This is a genomic window from Paraburkholderia sp. GAS333 (assembly GCF_050435665.1).
Taxonomy (GTDB): Bacteria; Pseudomonadota; Gammaproteobacteria; order Burkholderiales; family Burkholderiaceae; genus Paraburkholderia; species Paraburkholderia fungorum_A.
In genome coordinates this window covers 1-16846 of sequence record NZ_JBNDKS010000019.1, presented here as the reverse complement: position 1 = coordinate 16846, position 16846 = coordinate 1, and the positions used below count along the sequence as shown (strand labels likewise).

The following is a 16846-nucleotide window of genomic DNA, read 5'->3' as shown; positions in this document are numbered from 1 at the left end:
CGGTGAACGTGAGCCAGCTGCAGTCGCTGGATAATGCTGGAACACGTTACTTCCAGGCAGGTGGTCTGAACGATGGCACCGACGACGCAAAGGCGCAGGGCCAGGCGATCGCGATCGGCGCGGGCGCGTCTGCAGTAAACAACTGGGGGGTGACGAGCGTTGCCATCGGCAAGAATGCAACGGCGACCTATGCTGGCAACCTCGCGTTGGGCGAAAGCGCATTCGCGGGCGGTGGTGACAGTGCTGCCATTGGCCGGAACGCGTCGACGGCGAACATCAACGGCGCAAATGGCCAGATCGCGTTCGGTAACTCCGCTTCGACGGGCGCATTGGGTGCAATCGCGCTTGGCACAGGTGCGACTGCAAGCGCGGCGAACTCGGTCGCGCTGGGCGCTGGTTCGACGACGACAGCCACCCTGGCAGCAGCGGGTTACAACCCGGGTTCGACGGCGCTTTCGGGTACTGCGTCGGCGGCCAATGGTGAAGTGTCGGTGGGTTCGTCGGGCAAGGAACGCCGCGTGACGAACGTGGCGGCGGGTTCGGCCGCGACCGATGCGGTGAACGTGAGCCAGTTGCAGTCGGAGGCGGCTTCACGGGTAGCGGGAGTCAGCTCCCTCTCGACGGGTCTGAGCACGGCCAGCAGCAATGTGGCTTCGCTGTCGACCTCAACCGCAACAGGCCTGAGTTCGTTGTCCACGGGAGTGGGTTCACTGTCCACAGGTCTGAGCACGACCAACAGCAATGTGGCGTCGCTGTCGACCTCAACCTCAACGGGCCTGAGTTCGCTGTCCACAGGAGTGGGTTCGCTGTCCACGGGTCTGAGCACGGCCAACAGCAACGTAGCTTCGCTGTCGACCTCGACCTCGGCGGGTCTGAGCTCGCTGTCAACGGAAGTCGGTTCGCTGTCAAACAGTCTGAACACGACCAACGCTACGATGGGTAGCTTGTCGACGAGCATCAGTTCGCTGTCGAATGGTTTCGACAATTCGGTTCAGTACGACAACGCCGAGCACACTAGCATGACGCTCGGCGGACCCAACGCAGCAGCCCCCGTGACGCTGAAAAACGTGGCAGCAGGCGTTGACGACACGGACGCGGTGAACGTATCGCAGCTGAAGGACGCGGGTTTGATCGGCAGTAACGGCCAGGTGGCAAGTGTGGTGACGTACGACGATGCGTCGAAGGGCGTACTCACCATGGGCGGACCCAACGGTACGAAGATCACGAATGTGACCGCTGGTGACCTGTCGCCGACGAGTACCGATGCGGTGAATGGTTCGCAACTGAACACGACGAACCAGAACGTGACGAAACTGGACGGCCGGGTGGCAGACCTTGGTGACCAGATTGCGAACGGGACGGCCGGTCTGGTGCAGCAGGACCCCTCCACTCGGGTGATCACGATGGGTAAGGACACGGACGGCACGTCGGTAAACATGGCCGGCACGGCAGGCAACCGCACCGTAACAGGCGTGGCTGCGGGTGCAATCAACCCGGCGAGCGTGGACGCTGTCAACGGCGGCCAGCTCTACGCAACGGCCTCCAGCGCAGCGGCAGGTCTCGGTGGCGGCGCGACTGTCAACGCCGACGGCACGATCAGCGAACCGAGCTATAGCGTGGGCGGCGCGACCGTTCACAACGTGGGCGATGCAGTCGCAAACCTCGACGGCCGTGTCATGGCGAACACCACGAATATCGCGCGAAATACGGCTGATATCTCGAGCATGCAGAGCCAGATCAACAACGGGACGATCGGTCTGGTCCAGCAGGATTCGACGGGTATCATCACCGTCGCCGCGAGCACGGGAGGCAAGCTGGTGAACATGGCAGGCATGGCGGGCAACCGCGTAGTGACGGGTGTGGCCGATGGAGCATTGTCCGCATCGAGCGCGGACGCCGTGAACGGCAGCCAGTTGTATGCGTTGCAAAACCAGGTGACCAACCTCGACATGCGGGTAACGAAAGTCGAGCCGAACAGTGGTTCGGGAAGCAGTGCCGAAGTGAATGTCACCGGCACTTCTTCGGCAACCGGCGCAGTGACCAACGCTGCAATATCCGGCGCGGGCGATGTCACCACTTCCTCGGATTACGGTCCGACGACCGTGGGCAACAACGGAACTGCCGTTGGGTCGAACTCCAGCGCGGCCGACAACGCGGTCGCCATGGGAACCGGCGCCGCAGCGTCATCCGGCTCGGCTGCGTTCGGCCGGGGCGCGCAGGCAATTGCGTCCAACTCGGTTGCGCTGGGCCAAGGTTCGGTGGCTGATCGTGCCGACACGGTATCGGTTGGCGCATCAGGTTCCGAGCGTCAGATGACTAACGTCGCGGCCGGAACGGCCGACACTGATGCGGTCAACGTCGGTCAGTTGAACAGCCAGATTTCTGCTGCGGTGGGAAATCTGCCGCCCAACACGACTGCGAAGGACTACACGGACCAGCGGGTCACCCAGGTACAGAGTGAGATCAACGATGTGGCGAAGAACGCCTACTCGGGTATTGCGGCCGCTACGGCGTTGACGATGATTCCCGAAGTCGACCTGGGCAGGAGGCTGTCATTCGGGGTTGCGGCTTCGACCTATAAGGGCTACCAGGCTATTGCCATGGGCGGGACGGCTCGCATCACGCAAAACATCAAAATGAAAGCGGGTGTCGGCATGTCCAGCGACGGCACGGCTGTCGGAGTGGGTGCTTCGTATCAGTGGTAAGAGTAGTAGGCGGCGGGGTTCACGCCCCGTCCTCGCATGCCCGCACATTTCCCCTATCTTCTGGTTTTCTCTTCCGCGGCATGGGAACTCACATGCGTCTAAAAAAGGCCGGCGCACTCAGACCGGTCTTATAAATAAGAAAATCGATTTGCAACAAGTCGCATTTTAATTAATCTTTAGAAAAGTAACAATTTAGTTAAGATGCAGAATGAAGAATGCCCACAAGCGATAGAATCGGATTCGAATTTTCAGAAGGGTAATTTCATGGAGCGGCGCCAGACGAATCAGTTCTGTTATTTTCATCGAGGCCTTTATCCGGGCCAGGTGCAAGTCGGCGAATTGTCGCTCAGTGTTTTTCAACCCGATACTCAAGCACCTGCCAATCTCGCCCCCCAACTTAAGTTGGGGAGAAATGCTTCCCGAATCTAAATGCAGTCTTCTCCAGGTCCGAAGGGACTTTTGACAAAAAATGATGCGAATTCGTATGTTTCGAAACACGCTGATACTGGCAAGCCTGTGTTGGCAGCGCGCCGTGTGCTCGCAGAGTCCCATCCAATTCAATGCATTAGCCCGCCAGCAAACACATCTTGAATTTTTCGCTACGTGGCTGCTTCGTACAAAGCCTCATCATGCAAAAACTAGCTCAACATAATAATTTTTCTTCCAAATAATTTACAAAATAGGTTAAAGCGCGAAATTTAAATTCTGCATTTCTAGAAGACAATTGCTGATCTGTAATCATTGATTTCGGAAATTTATTTTTCCATTGCCAATTTTTTTGAAATGTAATTTGCAAGTCAAGGGAGATGGAGAATGTCGAATAACCAACAATCCGCAACGGCTCGGGCACTCCTCGCGTTCGTCGAACTTTGCAAGAGTGAGGAACGCGAGTTCATCACGACAATGAACCTCCTGCTTCTCGCCTCTCCAAGAAGACGACGGGAAATCGTTGAGCAAATCAAAAAGGACGTTTTCAGGGAGGGGCGTGAGGCGCGTATTTCGCATCAATCTGGACATTAGCTACGTGATCTAGCGACGCGTGCCAAATGGCGGCACGCTGATGTAGCATACGAGCGTTGAGGTGTTGTATCGCACCGCCAGTCATGAGTCGCTTTCCTTAGCGCACAAGATCTGCGCGGTATCCGCTGCAAAATCGAAAGATCAACCGCCGCGTAGTTTGGGCGCTCGACCCGACGCTACTCCGTGCCGCACGGCTTCGCTTTATTTGACTGCGGCGCTGGACCTCGCAAGTTGCCATTGCTGACGCATTGAGTGGCGAATACGCTCGAAGCCGAACCTGTGCGCCGGGCCCGGAGAGGCACCGCCAAAATCCGGCCACCCAGCAATCATTCAAGTTTTCCAGAGTAACCATTCGCGTTCGAGTCTATCCACTGTGCGCCGGATGGAATTCATTTCACGATTCTGCATGCGATCAAAACGGCAGTGTAACGACCGAAAGTTTCCACTTTAAATTGGGAAATACGGTCCGAAAGAATAATCGTGCCGCCCATTGCGAGCTAAACAAACTCCTGAACATGGGCGCCCCGCCCCCCGAATCAGAGAGCGAGCATCAGCGTACTTCAGAGAAGTTTTGCCTAGCATTTCTGACAAATCAGATGACATCTCGCTCCAAAGCTGCCCAGTACGAAATTCATGCCAGTTTATTGCCGCTACATTACTACTGTCCCAATCTTTTCATGACGATCGAGAGCGCGATGAAGATTAACCTGATACTTGCAGATGACCACCCGGTAATAATCCATGGCATCCAACACGAGCTTTCGAAAATCCACACTCTTAAAGTATTAGGGACGGCGTTTAATTCGACGGAAATAGTCGACTTATTATCCAGGGTATCGTGCGACGTTCTCATCACGGATTTTGCGATGCCGGGCGGAGAATACAGCGATGGTATGGCCATGCTGTCATTTTTGAGGCGCCGTTATCCTGACGTGAAAATTGTCGTGTTCACCACGATCGACAATTTCGCGATTGCTATTGAGATGAGGAAAATCGGCATCCATTCAGTACTGAACAAATCAAAGGATATTGGCCATCTGATTACCGCTATTCACGCTGTCCATGCGGGTGCAACTTACTACTCACCTACTCTGGAAGAGCCAACCGGGTCTGGTGGCCCAGCGCAGGTGCTCAGCACACGCATACCCCACCTCTCAATACGAGAAGCGGAAGTCGTGCGTCTTTATCTATCTGGTGTCACGGTAAGCGAAATAGCCGCCCAGCTGAATCGGACGAAACAGACAGTTAGCGCACAGAAAAGAACTGCGATGCGTAAGCTGGGTGTAGAACGAGACGCAGATTTATTCAAATTTGCGTTCGAAAGCGGTATGGCTATGCCGACAACCCGGCCAGACCTGGAGACCGATCATTAATATCTTCGCAATTGCGCTGTTATGCACACATGCCATCGAACTATTATTTAATTTAAACCTCGGAGTGGCAACCTATCAGTCTCCCGAGAAATCGTAACGAATAAAAACATTAGTTGGACTCAAAAAATATTTTACTGCTTCAATCCAGAATTCCTCTGTGGAGTTCATCAATTAATGTCGCATTAAGACAACCAATCTTTGTCGTATTTGAGGTCCAAACTCCCGATTTATTCCGGCGGAGAGATCTGATAACAACCTATTGCTGTCGCATTGACATGTAGACGCTTAAACTCACGACGCTCCGCCTCTCTTGCAAAAAATTGAACGCGTTCGACTAGCGACTTTTCTTTGTCGCCGCGCACACAAGAAAGAGAGTTAAATTAAATCTTGAATAACAGTGGTTTTCATTTTGATACGCCGAAAAGTCGATAGGGGCAAGTCGCCGTGCCGCGGCAACCTTCGAGGGCCCGACAGTTATGCCGATGAATCCTGGGCCTGCCGCGCTGCACGTTCACGTGCGCGTATCTCAGGCGACTTGTCGAGCGCGATGGGCATAGCCGGTAGGACGACGGGGTAACCACTGGTGATCGGAATCTGAGCCGGTGCCTCGCTCCGAGATGAGGTCGATGCCTTTGGGGCCGCGGCTGCCGTGACCCAAGATGGCGTCGTTTGGACCGTCGGCTTTCGCGTCGGTGGGCTCGCGGCCATCGACGGCACCGGTCCCTGGCTCGCCGGTTTCGTCGTCGCCTGTGCCACAGGGGGTGGACCTGATCGGTCGATCGCGTCAAGCGCTTGCTGCCGCTCAGCCGCAGCGGCACGGTACTCTGGGGTTTTTGCCGCCCGGTCGCCAAGGAGGCCTTTTACGACAAACGCCAGCATTGCCCCCAGCAGTCCCCCACCGAAAAGCACCCCGCCGAACGTGGCGCTGTTCAGGAAGCCAAGGCCGACGAATGACGCGAGGCAGCACCAGCCCCACACTTTCATAAATGACGGACCAATGCCAACTGCGAGACGGGGTTCGAACTTGGCATCAACTTCCCGGCGCAACGCGGTCTTGCGATCCTCCTCAGCTTGCATTCTGCGTTGCGCTTGCGCCATGGCGCCAATCTCAGCCCTAGCCGCCGCTTGACGTTTTTCCTCATCGGCGCGCGAGAACTCGTTCTTCGCGACCTCGCCAGCGGATCGCTTGACCGCCGCGATTGCGACCTCGAGTGAGCAGCGGAACCATTCCTTCCCTTCGTGGTGTGCGCGCAAATGCTGATGGGCCGCTCGTTCGATCGCACGAGGGTCAGAGACTTGGATGCAGGATTCGACCTCGACTGGATGGGGGGAATGTGTGCCGTTGAGTTGGGCGGCACGCTCCGCCGGTGTATTGGTGGTGTAACCGACCTTTACCAACCCGGGCATGGCCTTGTTGGACATCACATATACGTAGCCTTCCACGTCGCCCCCGGGGTGGTCAGTTCTTTTGTCCGAAAGTATAACCAGGCAGCGGGTAGCGGCCGAGTGCGAAGCGGATTTACTGTGCCGGGTATCTCGAAGGGACGGTCAACTTTTCCTGCCCAAAAAATCTGGCACGAGGCGCTCGAGAAATCCAGCGAGAAAGCCAATAACCATTACGTTGTCGTCACTCATAGACCCATTTAACGTCAGCCCGCCGATTTTAATATCAGAAACTAGTCCAGACTTAAAAGATAGAAAGAGTACAGCCGCTCCGGTTGCGCCGACGAAAATGCGGGAGGCGCCGTCTACAAAATTTTCGAGTCTATTTAAGTTCGCTGGTGACTTCTTCTCGCGTAGCGCAATCGTGCTCGAGAACAGAGCGCCGAGTGTCCCCGCGGTCGCCACGCGGCACCATGGTCGGAGTTCCGCATTGCCTAAATGCCACACAACCGATAGCAGAATGATGACGATAAAAGCGGCGATGACAAAAGAAAACCCTAGAGACCAGGTGCGCCCCCGCAACTGCCGCTCCGCGACAACTTGACGCTTTACGTCGTCGAGCGTCGCCAGCGCTCCCTTGACGTCGTCCCGAAGTGCAGCGACTAACGCCCCAGCAACTCGTGCTTCGGCATTCCCCACCCCATAGCCGCGCCATTGACGGAGGAGAGTTGCAATTTCGACTCTGTGCTGATCGACTGAAACAACCGCTTTGTTTTGTTTTGCCCTTTCGCTGTCGTTTTCCGACAGATGCATCTGTGGTCCCGCGTCCGTTCTATAGACGGCGAAGTTGGCCTCCTTCTCATATACGTATTTAATAACGTCGCCACGGCGGTCTATCTTCCCTTTTTCAACATCCCCAACCCTATCGCACTTCGCGCCGACCACACCGTCCCCAGGAGCGGAAGCGGCGGTTTTAACGCCCATCGCTTGAAGTATGCATCCGATGCGACTTTCACCGATTTGCGCTCGCGAAGACACGGGTGTCTCCAGAATGTTTGTTCGATTGAGCTTAGATGGCAGTTCGATATAAAGCCAGAATAGGCTCAGTAACGAAATTTATCCGCCGCCCGCGCCGCCAGGTTCATCACCTTCAGACTCAAGGCCATCAGGCGCGGCAACTCCGGGTTCGGAAACACCCGCTCCCGTATCACTGGGCTCCGTTTCGGGGGGATTGTTCCCATCCGTGTCGGCGTCTTGAGGTTCGGCGTTACCGGAATCGGCACCGCCAACGGGGTCGTCATCTCGCTGATAACTCGTCATTACTTCATCCAGAGTGTAATTCGAACCCAACTCGGCAGACGGACCGCTAGCAATCCTATCGCCGGTTGAGGAGTCTGTTGTGTAGACATAGAAGTTACGGTCGTCGTCGACTTCAATTACCGTAGTGGTTCCATCCAAATGCTGGATTTCATGCGTGTCGGGCACGACCGTCTCCATTCGATTGATTTCAGATTTGCTTCGCATATGTCAGCGGATGGCGCTGCCATTTGTTGACAAGTGAATGACGTTTCACTGTTATGGAGAGTAGCCGTCCATCACACTTACGCAAGGAGTGAATTGAACCGTGCTTAAGCATTACCCAACTGATGGGCCGCTCGATGATCGAACATGGTCGAGGGTTTTCAGCGGTTCAAGCAAAGATCGCTTTTGTACGCCAGCTTGTTTGCTAACTTCCGTATCCCATTACGATTCGACTTTTGACTGCCGCCCCAGAAATCGCTAACCATTCCGTGTGCCGAACTGCAGTGGCAGGAAAATCGCAGCCAACGCACGGTATCACGCCAACCAAAAAAATCGCCAAGGTTTCCGCTGGCAAAGCGTTCAAGGACGCCGAGAACGCAAACTGGAGAGTCAGCGGCCGGCTGCCGCGGGTCACTGCAGCGCCACGTCCGGGCGCTGAGCACCGTGATTTAGATTTAGGCCGACCGCATAACTGATTTGATCGCGTCCCGACGTACCTTTTCGATGTATTTTCCGAGGGCGATAGTTGAGACGACGCCCGCTGCCACGGCGATCGCGAATGCGGCTAGCGTTTCGAGTGCGGAATTGTTGTACGGCATGGCGACAAACTCCTGATATCAAATCTACCGGGGGGATCCCGTGAGATGACACATCGTAATCGTGCAACTGGACAAGCAATGTCCGGCCACGTGTGCACAGTGCGATTTAATGTCAACTCGAAGACCGACCCCGATGTCCCCATCACAATATCCTTCTCCGACTCTGCGGTCTCTCGCCGACATGACCGTCCACGAACTAGCGAAACTTCGCCTTCTAAACGAAGACATTGCACGCCTCGAACAATGACTTGTTGCCCACACCGAAATTTTTTGGCAACCGCGGGATTCGTCGATGTCGAAGGCGCGAGCCTGGGTTTGTTGCGCCGAAGGAGACGGGACGATCGTTGCGCGGATCGACGTTCGGGCGCTGCTCGACCACACCACAGCCGAGGGCGTACCAGTGGCGATGGAGCCGAACGCATGTCTGTTACAAACCATCGACCCATGTCGACTATTTCGCCAGCTAGTTGCTTTCTCCGTTTCAAGCGGATGGGACCACCTGTTGACCATCGCGCGCACAAGCATTGAAGTTATAGTGGCATAGCCGACTGGTTGGCGATTAAACACACCTTACAAACGCGCGGATGCCGGGATGGATACAACTCACCCCGGCGTCTCCTCATCGGCGCTACATCAGATCAGAGTGTTTCCTGATAGATATACCGGCCCACACGCAACTCGGTTTCCTCGTGATTATTGGCGCTGAACACGGCTAACATGCCATCATCATTACCAGCCATACGCAGCCAGCGACCGTCTTCGAGGGATAGTTCCTTGAATACGCCGCCATCCTGGCTCACGAGAATCCCACTGTTGTAGCTCGTCGACGTAAAAATGGTTAACCCGTTCGAAGCGAAACACTGGTCGACCGATAGGTGGATCTCTTTCACGGTCGTCCACTCGTAGCCTTTGTCCGAGGTAAGAACCTCTGAATCAACGTACAACAACATGCCATCGGCACTCAAATGGATCGGTGACGACCCGGATGGTCTGAAATACGTAGGACCGGCCCAGTCACAAATCTTCCACGACTTCGCCGCGCCATAGTGCAATACAAAGGGGGCTATATCCAGCTGGGGATGCGGACAAAATCTTGGACTACTTTGGAGGTAGTCCATGTATTCATACGAAGACCGCGTTCGGGCGGTCGAGCTGTACCTGAAGCTCGGTAAGCGCCTCAAGGCGACAATCCGCCAGTTGGGTTACCCGACGAAGAATTCTCTCAAGTCGTGGTGTGAGGAATTCGAGAAGAGTGGCGATCTGCAGAAAGAATATGTTCGTGCCAAGCCGAAGTACTCAGAGGAACAGAAGAACCTTGCACTTGAGCATTACGTCAATCACGGGCGGTGCGTCAGCTTTACCCTCCGGGCATTAGGCTATCCCTGTCGCCAGATACTGACGGCGTGGGTTCGCGAGCGCTATCCTGAAGCCAGCACATACGTGGTTGGCAAGCGAGGTCGACCGGCCGCGTCATTGCCGTCCAGGCAAGCCGCAGTGTACGAACTGTGCACACGGCAAGGAAGTGCGGAGGCGGTGGCGCGAAAGCTGGACGTCGACAGGGTGACGCTGTACAACTGGAAGAACCAGTTACTCGGGCGAGAGGCCCCTGCATTCATGAAGCGCGACAAGAGATCACCCGCAGAGACGGATCGGGACGAACTGGAGCGGCAGGTCGAAGAGCTCCGGCGCGACATCCGCAATCTGCAGCTTGAACACGACCTGTTGAAGAAGGTGAATGAAATCCTTAAAAAAGATCTGGACGTCGACCTGCGACTCCTGAGCAACCGGGATAAGACGACGCTGGTTGACGCCTTGAGAGAAGAATACGGTTTGGCCGAACTGCTTGCGCGATTGGACCTGGCGCGCAGCTCCTATTTCTACCATCGGTCGTCCATAAGGGTTGCCGACAAATATGCAGAGGTCCGTTGTACCGTTGCTGAGATATTCGAGGACAATCACCGATCCTACGGCTATCGTCGAGTGCAGGCACCGCTCAGCCGACAACGGGTGTTTCTAACGGAGAAAGTCGCGCGTCGCCTCATGAAACAGGGCGGCCTCCACGCGGCTAGGCCCAGGCGTCGCCGATACCGTTCTTATATCGGAGAAATCAGCCCTGCCCCAGATAACATCATCAATCGCGATTTCCACGCTGACGCCCCGAACGAAAAGTGGGTCACGGATATCTCCGAATTCCAGATTCCCGCGGGAAAGGTATATCTATCGCCCATGATCGACTGCTTCGATGGCATGGTCGTCAGCTGGACGATTGGCACAAGCCCCGACGCAGAGCTCGTGAATATCATGTTAGATGCGGCTATCGAGACCGTGACCGAGGACGATGAGACGCCAAACGTGCATTCCGATCGAGGTGGCCACTACCGTTGGCCGGGCTGGCTATCGCGGGTTGCAAAAGCTAATCTGGTCCGATCCATGTCACGTAAAGCCTGTTCACCGGACAACGCGGCCTGTGAGGGATTTTTCGGCCGGCTGAAGACTGAGATGTTCTATCCAGGAGACTGGCGTTCGACGACCATCGCGGAGTTTGTTGAGATACTGAACGCCTACGTTCTCTGGTACAACGAGAAACGGATCAAGGGCTCGCTTGGCTATCTCAGTCCCATCGAATACCGTGAAAGCCTCGGGCTAACGACGTAATCTGTCCAGGAAAATGTCCGCATCCCCCCGTGAACCTCTTCCGATCTTGCATCGACATCTTTGTGTGCTATCAACTTTGAACGGATTGTTAAAACCCCTGATACAAGCTCGCTGTACCCACTTAATGCATAATCAATCTTATCCGCTATGTCCTGATGCCCAGCGGCAACCAATACACGTTTTAAATTCCGCATACTTGACGCTCTCGAATCGGCGTCAAATAGACAGCCTAATTCGATAAACATCAATTTATAGTGACCTGCATTGCTTGCATGAAAAAAATCAACGTAGCGGTAATCGCCCATATCTGGATAATATTCATGAAGAGCTTTACCTTCACCTCGAAGAGTGAACCAGATTTGATAATGGGCGCGAGCCGCATTCACACTATCACCCATTCTGCACAGTAACTCTCGCAACTCGGTCATCTTCCGGTCTTCTTTCTTTGAGGCACTCATGCTCGCACCAGAAGTTGATCAGACGCGAGCGAAGTGCTCGCGGATTTGGGGATTCTTTTCGAGTGCTATCGCCAATACATTCAAGGATTCCGTCAGAAGCACCTCGTCGCGCTCGGAGCCTTCTACCATTGCAGGTCGGCCATAGCCGTTGTCGCGATACTTGCCACCGTGCAGCAGGTTGTCCCGAACCTTTCGAACGGCGTCGATCAGGTCATTCGTCGTCTCCACCGGCGGATTGCTCTTCCATCCGAGTTCACCGCTTTCGAGAATGGCCTGCGTAGCAGGCGGGCGCTCAATGAGAGTCTTTGCCATACCGCTTTTCTCGACTTCGCTGAAAAAGTCGGCGCCAAGATCGTTGGCAAACAACCCCCATCGAGGCGTAACCCACTGACCGTCGCCTTTAGCGTATCTACCCGATCGTTTCAACGCGCACTCGAAGCGGGAGAACACTTGAAAAAACTTGATCGCCAGTGGTGGCACTTCCGTCTGAAGCAGTTCATCAAAAACGCCCATCTTGACCCCTCCTTAACTGATTATCGGAGAAATGTGAATTGTACGGTTGCGTATCCACAACGATCCGGTGATTTCTTCAAAAATGGACCGAGACGCCTTCTCCGTCACGTTCATCGCCGACCGGCGCGATACGGAGGACGGACACATGAGGCGCTACCTTATCCCGTTGGATTCGGTTAAATTGACGGGGCCGAAAACACCACGGGGTAATTATGGCCGGAAGTTTGCTAAATGAGCTTCTCAAAGTGAGAGTTAAGAGAAAAGTCTTCGTTAGCTACCACCACGGGGGCGATCAAGCGTACTACGATGCGTTTTCGAAAAAATTCCACGATGACTATGATGTGATCACCGATAATTCGCTGGAGCGAGCGATCGACAGCGATGATGTCAACTACGTCATGCGACGCATACGGGAAGACTATATAACGGGCACCTCGTGCACTATTCTGCTTGTGGGCAAAAAAACGTGGGGACGAAAATACGCAGACTGGGAGATCAAGGCGACCCTAGATAAGCAACACGCATTGATTGGGATCCAACTACCAACGTTGCAGCAGGGTCCGAATGGAAACGTCACGGTACCTGACCGGTTACACGACAACATTCAGTCGGGTTACGCTCTATGGCTAACGTGGGCAGCGTTCACAGCAAGCGCTCAAGCTTGCACCAGTTATATCGAGCAGGCGAACTCGCGCGATAAAAAGCTTATCGTGAACGACCGTGATAGGCGATTGAGAAATGCCTAATGCTCTGTTTTCGGCGACTGCTCGCCCACTTCTTGTTGTTTATGTCGCATGGCACCCTGCCTTCAAGGAAGGTGCTGCGATCGCTGAGACACTACGAAAGCATTTTCGTCGGGAGCTTTACGAGAACGTCGCCGGGGGTACCGGGTTGAGCGTTATTTTTCGTTCTGAGCCGGCACCCGGGTCATCAAGGCCGTTGCCGATCGACCTCGATGACGCAGAAACGACGGCGATCGTGGCCCTTGCTGATTCGTCACTCGCAAATGATGCGGGTTGGGTTTCTTATTTGCGCGAGTTGGCTAGTCAGACCGCTGAAGCGGGACTCAACGCCCGATTGTTCCCGGTATCGATCGAGCACGCTGGGCTTCTCGTGGACGAGCAGGCGTTGCGCTGGGACCAGTGGGCGCAGACGCTAACGGGGGAAGATCTGCATCTGCGGCTGATCAACGAGCTTACCTACGAGTTCTGCCGTATGCTTCGGCACTATCTCGAGCATCTTCGCAGGCCGACTGAGGATGACGATGCCCTTGTGAAGTATTTGCAAAAAGTACAGATTTTTCTGAGTCATTCCAAGCATGACGATGACGGAGAGCGCATTGCCCGCCTTATTCGTGAGCAGTTGTATGTTGGTCATGGCTTGGGCAGCTTTTTTGACGTTCATGACATTCCAGCTGGCCTGCGATTCCACGAGGTTCTGCTAAAACAGGTCGCTCAAAGCGCGGTAGTAGCGATTCATACCGACTCGTATTCATCTCGTGAGTGGTGTCGTCGCGAAATCATCGAAGCAAAGCGACGCAACGTTCCCTTGGTCGTTGCAAATTGCATCGAAAACCTTGACGAGCGCGGTTTTCCATATATGGGCAACGTACCAATCGTCCGTATGGACCCACAGCAGGCCACCCGTATCCACGTCATTATTGGACGCTTGCTCGATGAGGTGCTGAAGGATTTCCTCTGGCGGTGCCGGATTCAACTCGCTGGGGGCGTCGAGCAAACTGTGTTCTTTGTACCACGAGTCCCCGAGCTCATTTCGCTCGCCGGCCTGCCGTCCGTAGATGAAGTGCCGCATCCAACAATTGTTTATCCCGATCCGCCGTTGAGCGCAGAAGAAGAACGACTGTTCGAAGCGGTTGCCCCGCATGTGCGCTTGCATAGCGTCACGGAGTGGCTCGCTGAGGAGACGATATGAGTTATCGCGAGGCATTGAGTCAGCATGTTGTTGCGATATCGGTGTCGGAAAGTCCAGACATGCCGGCTCTTGGCTTGAGCGATCAGCACCTACGAGACGCCATGACCGAAATCGCTCGCCATCTGCTCGCACTCGGCTCACGTGTGGCGTATGGCGGAGATCTACGCGCCAATGGCTTTACGGAACTGCTATTCGAATTGGTAGCGCGACATCGGCGCGATGCGGACGAGGGGGACGAGCGCGCCAGCGCACTTAATTATCTGGCTTGGCCGGTGCACATCCAAAAGACAGTGGCCGAGTTGGAGGAGATGAGTAATGACCTAATGGGCGCGGCGGCTCTGATTTTATTGGACCATCGAGGTCAGCGGCTACCTATAGCGAAACGCAGGATGTTGCCACAGCACCAACCTGACGACAACGAGTGGAGCGATGGACTGACGGTAATGCGGGAAGCTATGCTTCGTGGTACGCACGCGCGCATCGTCCTTGGAGGGCGTGTCGATCACTACAAAGGTTCAATGCCGGGGATCGCGGAGGAGGCGCTTTTGTCTCTCCGAGCAAAGCAGCCGCTTTTCTTGTTGGGCGGGTTCGGTGGCTGCACGCGCGATGTCGCGGAAACTCTGGGAATTGTGCCGCAGTCGGGAAGTCAACCCCGCAACTGGCAGGGGCGGGACGCATTTGATGTGTTTTCTTGTAGCGATATGAATAACGGTCTGTCTGAACAGGAAAATATGATCCTTGCGCAAACGCCCCATGTCGACCAAGCCGTCACGATGATTCTCCGCGGGTTGCTCCGTTTAAGTCGAAAGACTGTGCAAACTAATTCATAACATAACTACCGTATGGCGTATATCACCGAAGACGAAGTGCGGCAACGTGCGGCGCGAGTTACCCGCTCATTCCGAAAGAGTTTGGACGAGGTCGCTCTTGAGGCAGCCGCGTCTGTAGATGAAACGTTTGACGTGTTTCTGAGCCATTCATCCAATGAGCCTGAGGAAATACTGCTGGGCGTTAAGGGACTTCTGGAAGATCGCGGATTGAAGGTTTATGTCGACAAATACGCCGATCCTCAACTCTCTCCTGAAGACGTAACGCGCGAAACGGCCGAAGTTCTTCGAGGACGCATGAGGCGGTCGAATACGCTTCTTTATGTCTATAGTCGCCACTCAAGGAAATCTAGGTGGATGCCGTGGGAGCTTGGGTTTTTCGACGGTTTGAAAGGAACGGTTGGCGTGCTACCCGTAACGCAAAAGCAGGAAACCACCTTCAAAGGTGAGGAGTACCTCAACCTGTATCCTTATGTCGACCTTGCTCCGATGAAGGGGGAAACCAAAGATAGCCTTTGGATAAATAAGTCTGCGAATGAGTATGCGCGTCTTGATCGCTGGGCAACGGGAAAAACACAAATCAGGCGCTATGATTAACCGAGGGCTGCCTTGATTCGGAGGGGGTTTGAGTTCAGAGGGAGATTAGGCCGAATTGTGTGCGTAGCTCGTCCGGCAGCTTTCGGACCGCTGCAGCCGTTCAAACGGCAGATCTCCCTGCTCGCCGACCGGCGGGTTGTGGCCGAGGCCGTGTGGAAACGCAATTTTCGCGGCTGAGGGCGAGGTTGATCGTCGGGGCAATCAAGTTAGATGTGTCGAACTTGTGCTATTCGAGCATCGCGAGCGCAAGAAGCCCCTCAGGGCCTTAGCTCCCAGCCATCCTGATTGCTTTTATTGTCCTGGCAACCCCAAGTATATTCATGACTCGCTTGAGGTTGTACGCCAGCACCTGAAGGCTCATTTCGGTGCTCACCCGTCCGAGCGTCCGGGTCAGAAAGTGTGTAGCACCCATCCAATGCTTCAGCGTGCCGAAGACGTGTTCAACGGTGCTTCGTCGAATGGTCATCGCGTCAGGCTTCCGGTCGAGTCGTCGCTGCATGGCTTCAAGTACATGTTCGTGCTCCCATCGCCGGATGCGGCGATAGTCGCTGGGCGAACATCACTCCTTGAGATGACAACGCGGGCATGCGCTGGGCCAGTACACGTTCAGATTCATGCCATTCTCAACGGTCTTGAACCGATGAATGGCGCGCTCGCCAGCGGGGCACCGATACTCGTCGTTCCTTGCAACGTAGATGAAGTCGCGCTTGGTAAAGAGCCTCTTCTTCCTTGATGCCGAGGTCAGTGGCTTCGGGACATACGTTTTGATTCCGCCCAGTTCGCACGCGCGGATATCCGGGCCGCTGAAGTAGCCCCGGTCAGCCAGCACTTTCAGCTTCGCCCTGCCCATCGCGTTCTTCGCCAGGAAAGCCATTTTGCTGAGTTGACCGTGATCGCCTCCGATATTCGTCACTTCGTGTTCGACAATCAGATGATGCTTTGTATCCACGGCAGTCTGGACGTTGTAGCCCACGGTACCGGTTCTCTTGCCACCGCTGGTCATGGAGCGGGAATCCGGTTCGGTAAGCGACAACTGCTTGTCCGGTTCTTTCTTCAGTTGCTCCTTCATCTGCTCGAGCTCACGCATCCGCTGACGCAGGAGCGCGATCTTCTCGTACAGGCGAACGGTCTTCACATCAAAACCTGTCGGGCTGATCCGGTCTGCGGTTTCAATCATGTCGAGATATCGCTGAACGCTTTCCTCGATCTGCTGCTGACGCTTGTCGATCTTGCCAGCCGTATAGTTCCTGTCACGGCTGTTCA

The 16846-nt window shown here is 55.0% G+C and carries 13 protein-coding genes and 1 pseudogene; 7 read left to right on the top strand and 7 right to left on the bottom strand.

Going from position 1 to position 16846, the window contains the following annotated elements; genetic code table 11:
* Together ABH945_RS36015 and ABH945_RS36010 are read left to right on the top strand one after the other, a co-directional pair.
* Positions 1-2705: YadA family autotransporter adhesin (locus ABH945_RS36015; protein ID WP_429253875.1), on the top strand; the 2705-nt coding region annotated here is incomplete at its 5' end.
* Between the two features lie 1616 nt (positions 2706-4321).
* Complete coding sequence (locus tag ABH945_RS36010; protein WP_429253874.1) at positions 4322-5098, top strand: response regulator; 777 nt, start codon at positions 4322-4324, stop codon at positions 5096-5098.
* Between the two features lie 474 nt (positions 5099-5572).
* Here the strand turns inward: ABH945_RS36010 and ABH945_RS36005 are convergent, their stop codons facing one another.
* From ABH945_RS36005 to ABH945_RS35990, 4 genes are all read right to left on the bottom strand, one after another.
* Positions 5573-6541: a GIY-YIG nuclease family protein gene (locus ABH945_RS36005; protein ID WP_429253873.1), complete on the bottom strand. Its 969-nt coding sequence runs from the start codon at positions 6539-6541 to the stop codon at positions 5573-5575.
* A gap of 105 nt (positions 6542-6646) precedes the next feature.
* Positions 6647-7519, bottom strand: coding sequence for a hypothetical protein (locus ABH945_RS36000; protein ID WP_429253872.1), 873 nt, complete (start codon positions 7517-7519; stop codon positions 6647-6649).
* A gap of 78 nt (positions 7520-7597) precedes the next feature.
* A complete protein-coding gene (locus ABH945_RS35995; protein WP_429253871.1) occupies positions 7598-7966 on the bottom strand; it encodes a hypothetical protein in 369 nt (122 codons plus the stop codon).
* Between the two features lie 1273 nt (positions 7967-9239).
* Positions 9240-9719: a hypothetical protein gene (locus tag ABH945_RS35990; protein WP_429253870.1), complete on the bottom strand. Its 480-nt coding sequence runs from the start codon at positions 9717-9719 to the stop codon at positions 9240-9242.
* Here ABH945_RS35990 and ABH945_RS35985 point away from each other — a divergent pair.
* Entirely contained in the window at positions 9718-11256 is a 1539-nt protein-coding gene (locus tag ABH945_RS35985) for an IS3 family transposase (RefSeq protein ID WP_429253869.1), read from the top strand. The genes ABH945_RS35990 and ABH945_RS35985 overlap by 2 nt on opposite strands.
* On the opposite strand, the gene ABH945_RS35980 is transcribed toward ABH945_RS35985, so the two are convergent.
* Both ABH945_RS35980 and ABH945_RS35975 read right to left on the bottom strand, forming a co-directional pair.
* On the bottom strand, positions 11208-11714 hold the full coding sequence (locus tag ABH945_RS35980; RefSeq protein WP_429253868.1) for a hypothetical protein: 507 nt from the start codon (positions 11712-11714) through the stop codon (positions 11208-11210). The two genes, ABH945_RS35985 and ABH945_RS35980, sit on opposite strands and share 49 nt — an antisense overlap.
* An 18-nt stretch (positions 11715-11732) precedes the next feature.
* Positions 11733-12227, bottom strand: coding sequence for a hypothetical protein (locus tag ABH945_RS35975; protein ID WP_429253867.1), 495 nt, complete (start codon positions 12225-12227; stop codon positions 11733-11735).
* Positions 12228-12439: 212 nt separating this feature from the next.
* On the opposite strand from ABH945_RS35975, the gene ABH945_RS35970 reads away from it, so the two are divergent.
* The 4 genes from ABH945_RS35970 to ABH945_RS35955 are packed head-to-tail and all read left to right on the top strand — an operon-like array spanning position 12440 to position 15583.
* Positions 12440-12973 carry a TIR domain-containing protein gene (locus ABH945_RS35970; protein WP_429253866.1) on the top strand — a complete coding sequence of 178 codons (534 nt, stop codon included), beginning with the start codon at positions 12440-12442 and terminating at the stop codon, positions 12971-12973.
* Complete coding sequence (locus tag ABH945_RS35965) at positions 12966-14159, top strand: toll/interleukin-1 receptor domain-containing protein (protein WP_429253865.1); 1194 nt, start codon at positions 12966-12968, stop codon at positions 14157-14159. The genes ABH945_RS35970 and ABH945_RS35965 overlap by 8 nt, the downstream gene beginning before the upstream one ends.
* Positions 14156-14989, top strand: coding sequence for a hypothetical protein (locus ABH945_RS35960; protein ID WP_429253864.1), 834 nt, complete (start codon positions 14156-14158; stop codon positions 14987-14989). The genes ABH945_RS35965 and ABH945_RS35960 overlap by 4 nt, the downstream gene beginning before the upstream one ends.
* Positions 14990-15001: 12 nt before the next feature.
* A complete protein-coding gene (locus ABH945_RS35955) occupies positions 15002-15583 on the top strand; it encodes a TIR domain-containing protein (RefSeq protein ID WP_429253863.1) in 582 nt (193 codons plus the stop codon).
* 265 nt (positions 15584-15848) lie between these two features.
* On the opposite strand, the pseudogene ABH945_RS35950 reads toward ABH945_RS35955, so the two are convergent.
* Positions 15849-16846, bottom strand: a pseudogene (locus tag ABH945_RS35950) (transposase); the annotation flags it as partial.

Coding starts and splice junctions, on each gene's coding strand:
- ABH945_RS36010 (WP_429253874.1), top strand. CDS start 4,322: ATGACATCTCGCTCCAAAGCTGCCCAGTACGAAATTCATGCCAGTTTA.
- ABH945_RS35985 (WP_429253869.1), top strand. CDS start 9,718: ATGTATTCATACGAAGACCGCGTTCGGGCGGTCGAGCTGTACCTGAAG.
- ABH945_RS35990 (WP_429253870.1), bottom strand. CDS start 9,719: ATGGACTACCTCCAAAGTAGTCCAAGATTTTGTCCGCATCCCCAGCTG.
- ABH945_RS35980 (WP_429253868.1), bottom strand. CDS start 11,714: ATGAGTGCCTCAAAGAAAGAAGACCGGAAGATGACCGAGTTGCGAGAG.
- ABH945_RS35975 (WP_429253867.1), bottom strand. CDS start 12,227: ATGGGCGTTTTTGATGAACTGCTTCAGACGGAAGTGCCACCACTGGCG.
- ABH945_RS35970 (WP_429253866.1), top strand. CDS start 12,440: ATGGCCGGAAGTTTGCTAAATGAGCTTCTCAAAGTGAGAGTTAAGAGA.
- ABH945_RS35965 (WP_429253865.1), top strand. CDS start 12,966: ATGCCTAATGCTCTGTTTTCGGCGACTGCTCGCCCACTTCTTGTTGTT.
- ABH945_RS35960 (WP_429253864.1), top strand. CDS start 14,156: ATGAGTTATCGCGAGGCATTGAGTCAGCATGTTGTTGCGATATCGGTG.
- ABH945_RS35955 (WP_429253863.1), top strand. CDS start 15,002: ATGGCGTATATCACCGAAGACGAAGTGCGGCAACGTGCGGCGCGAGTT.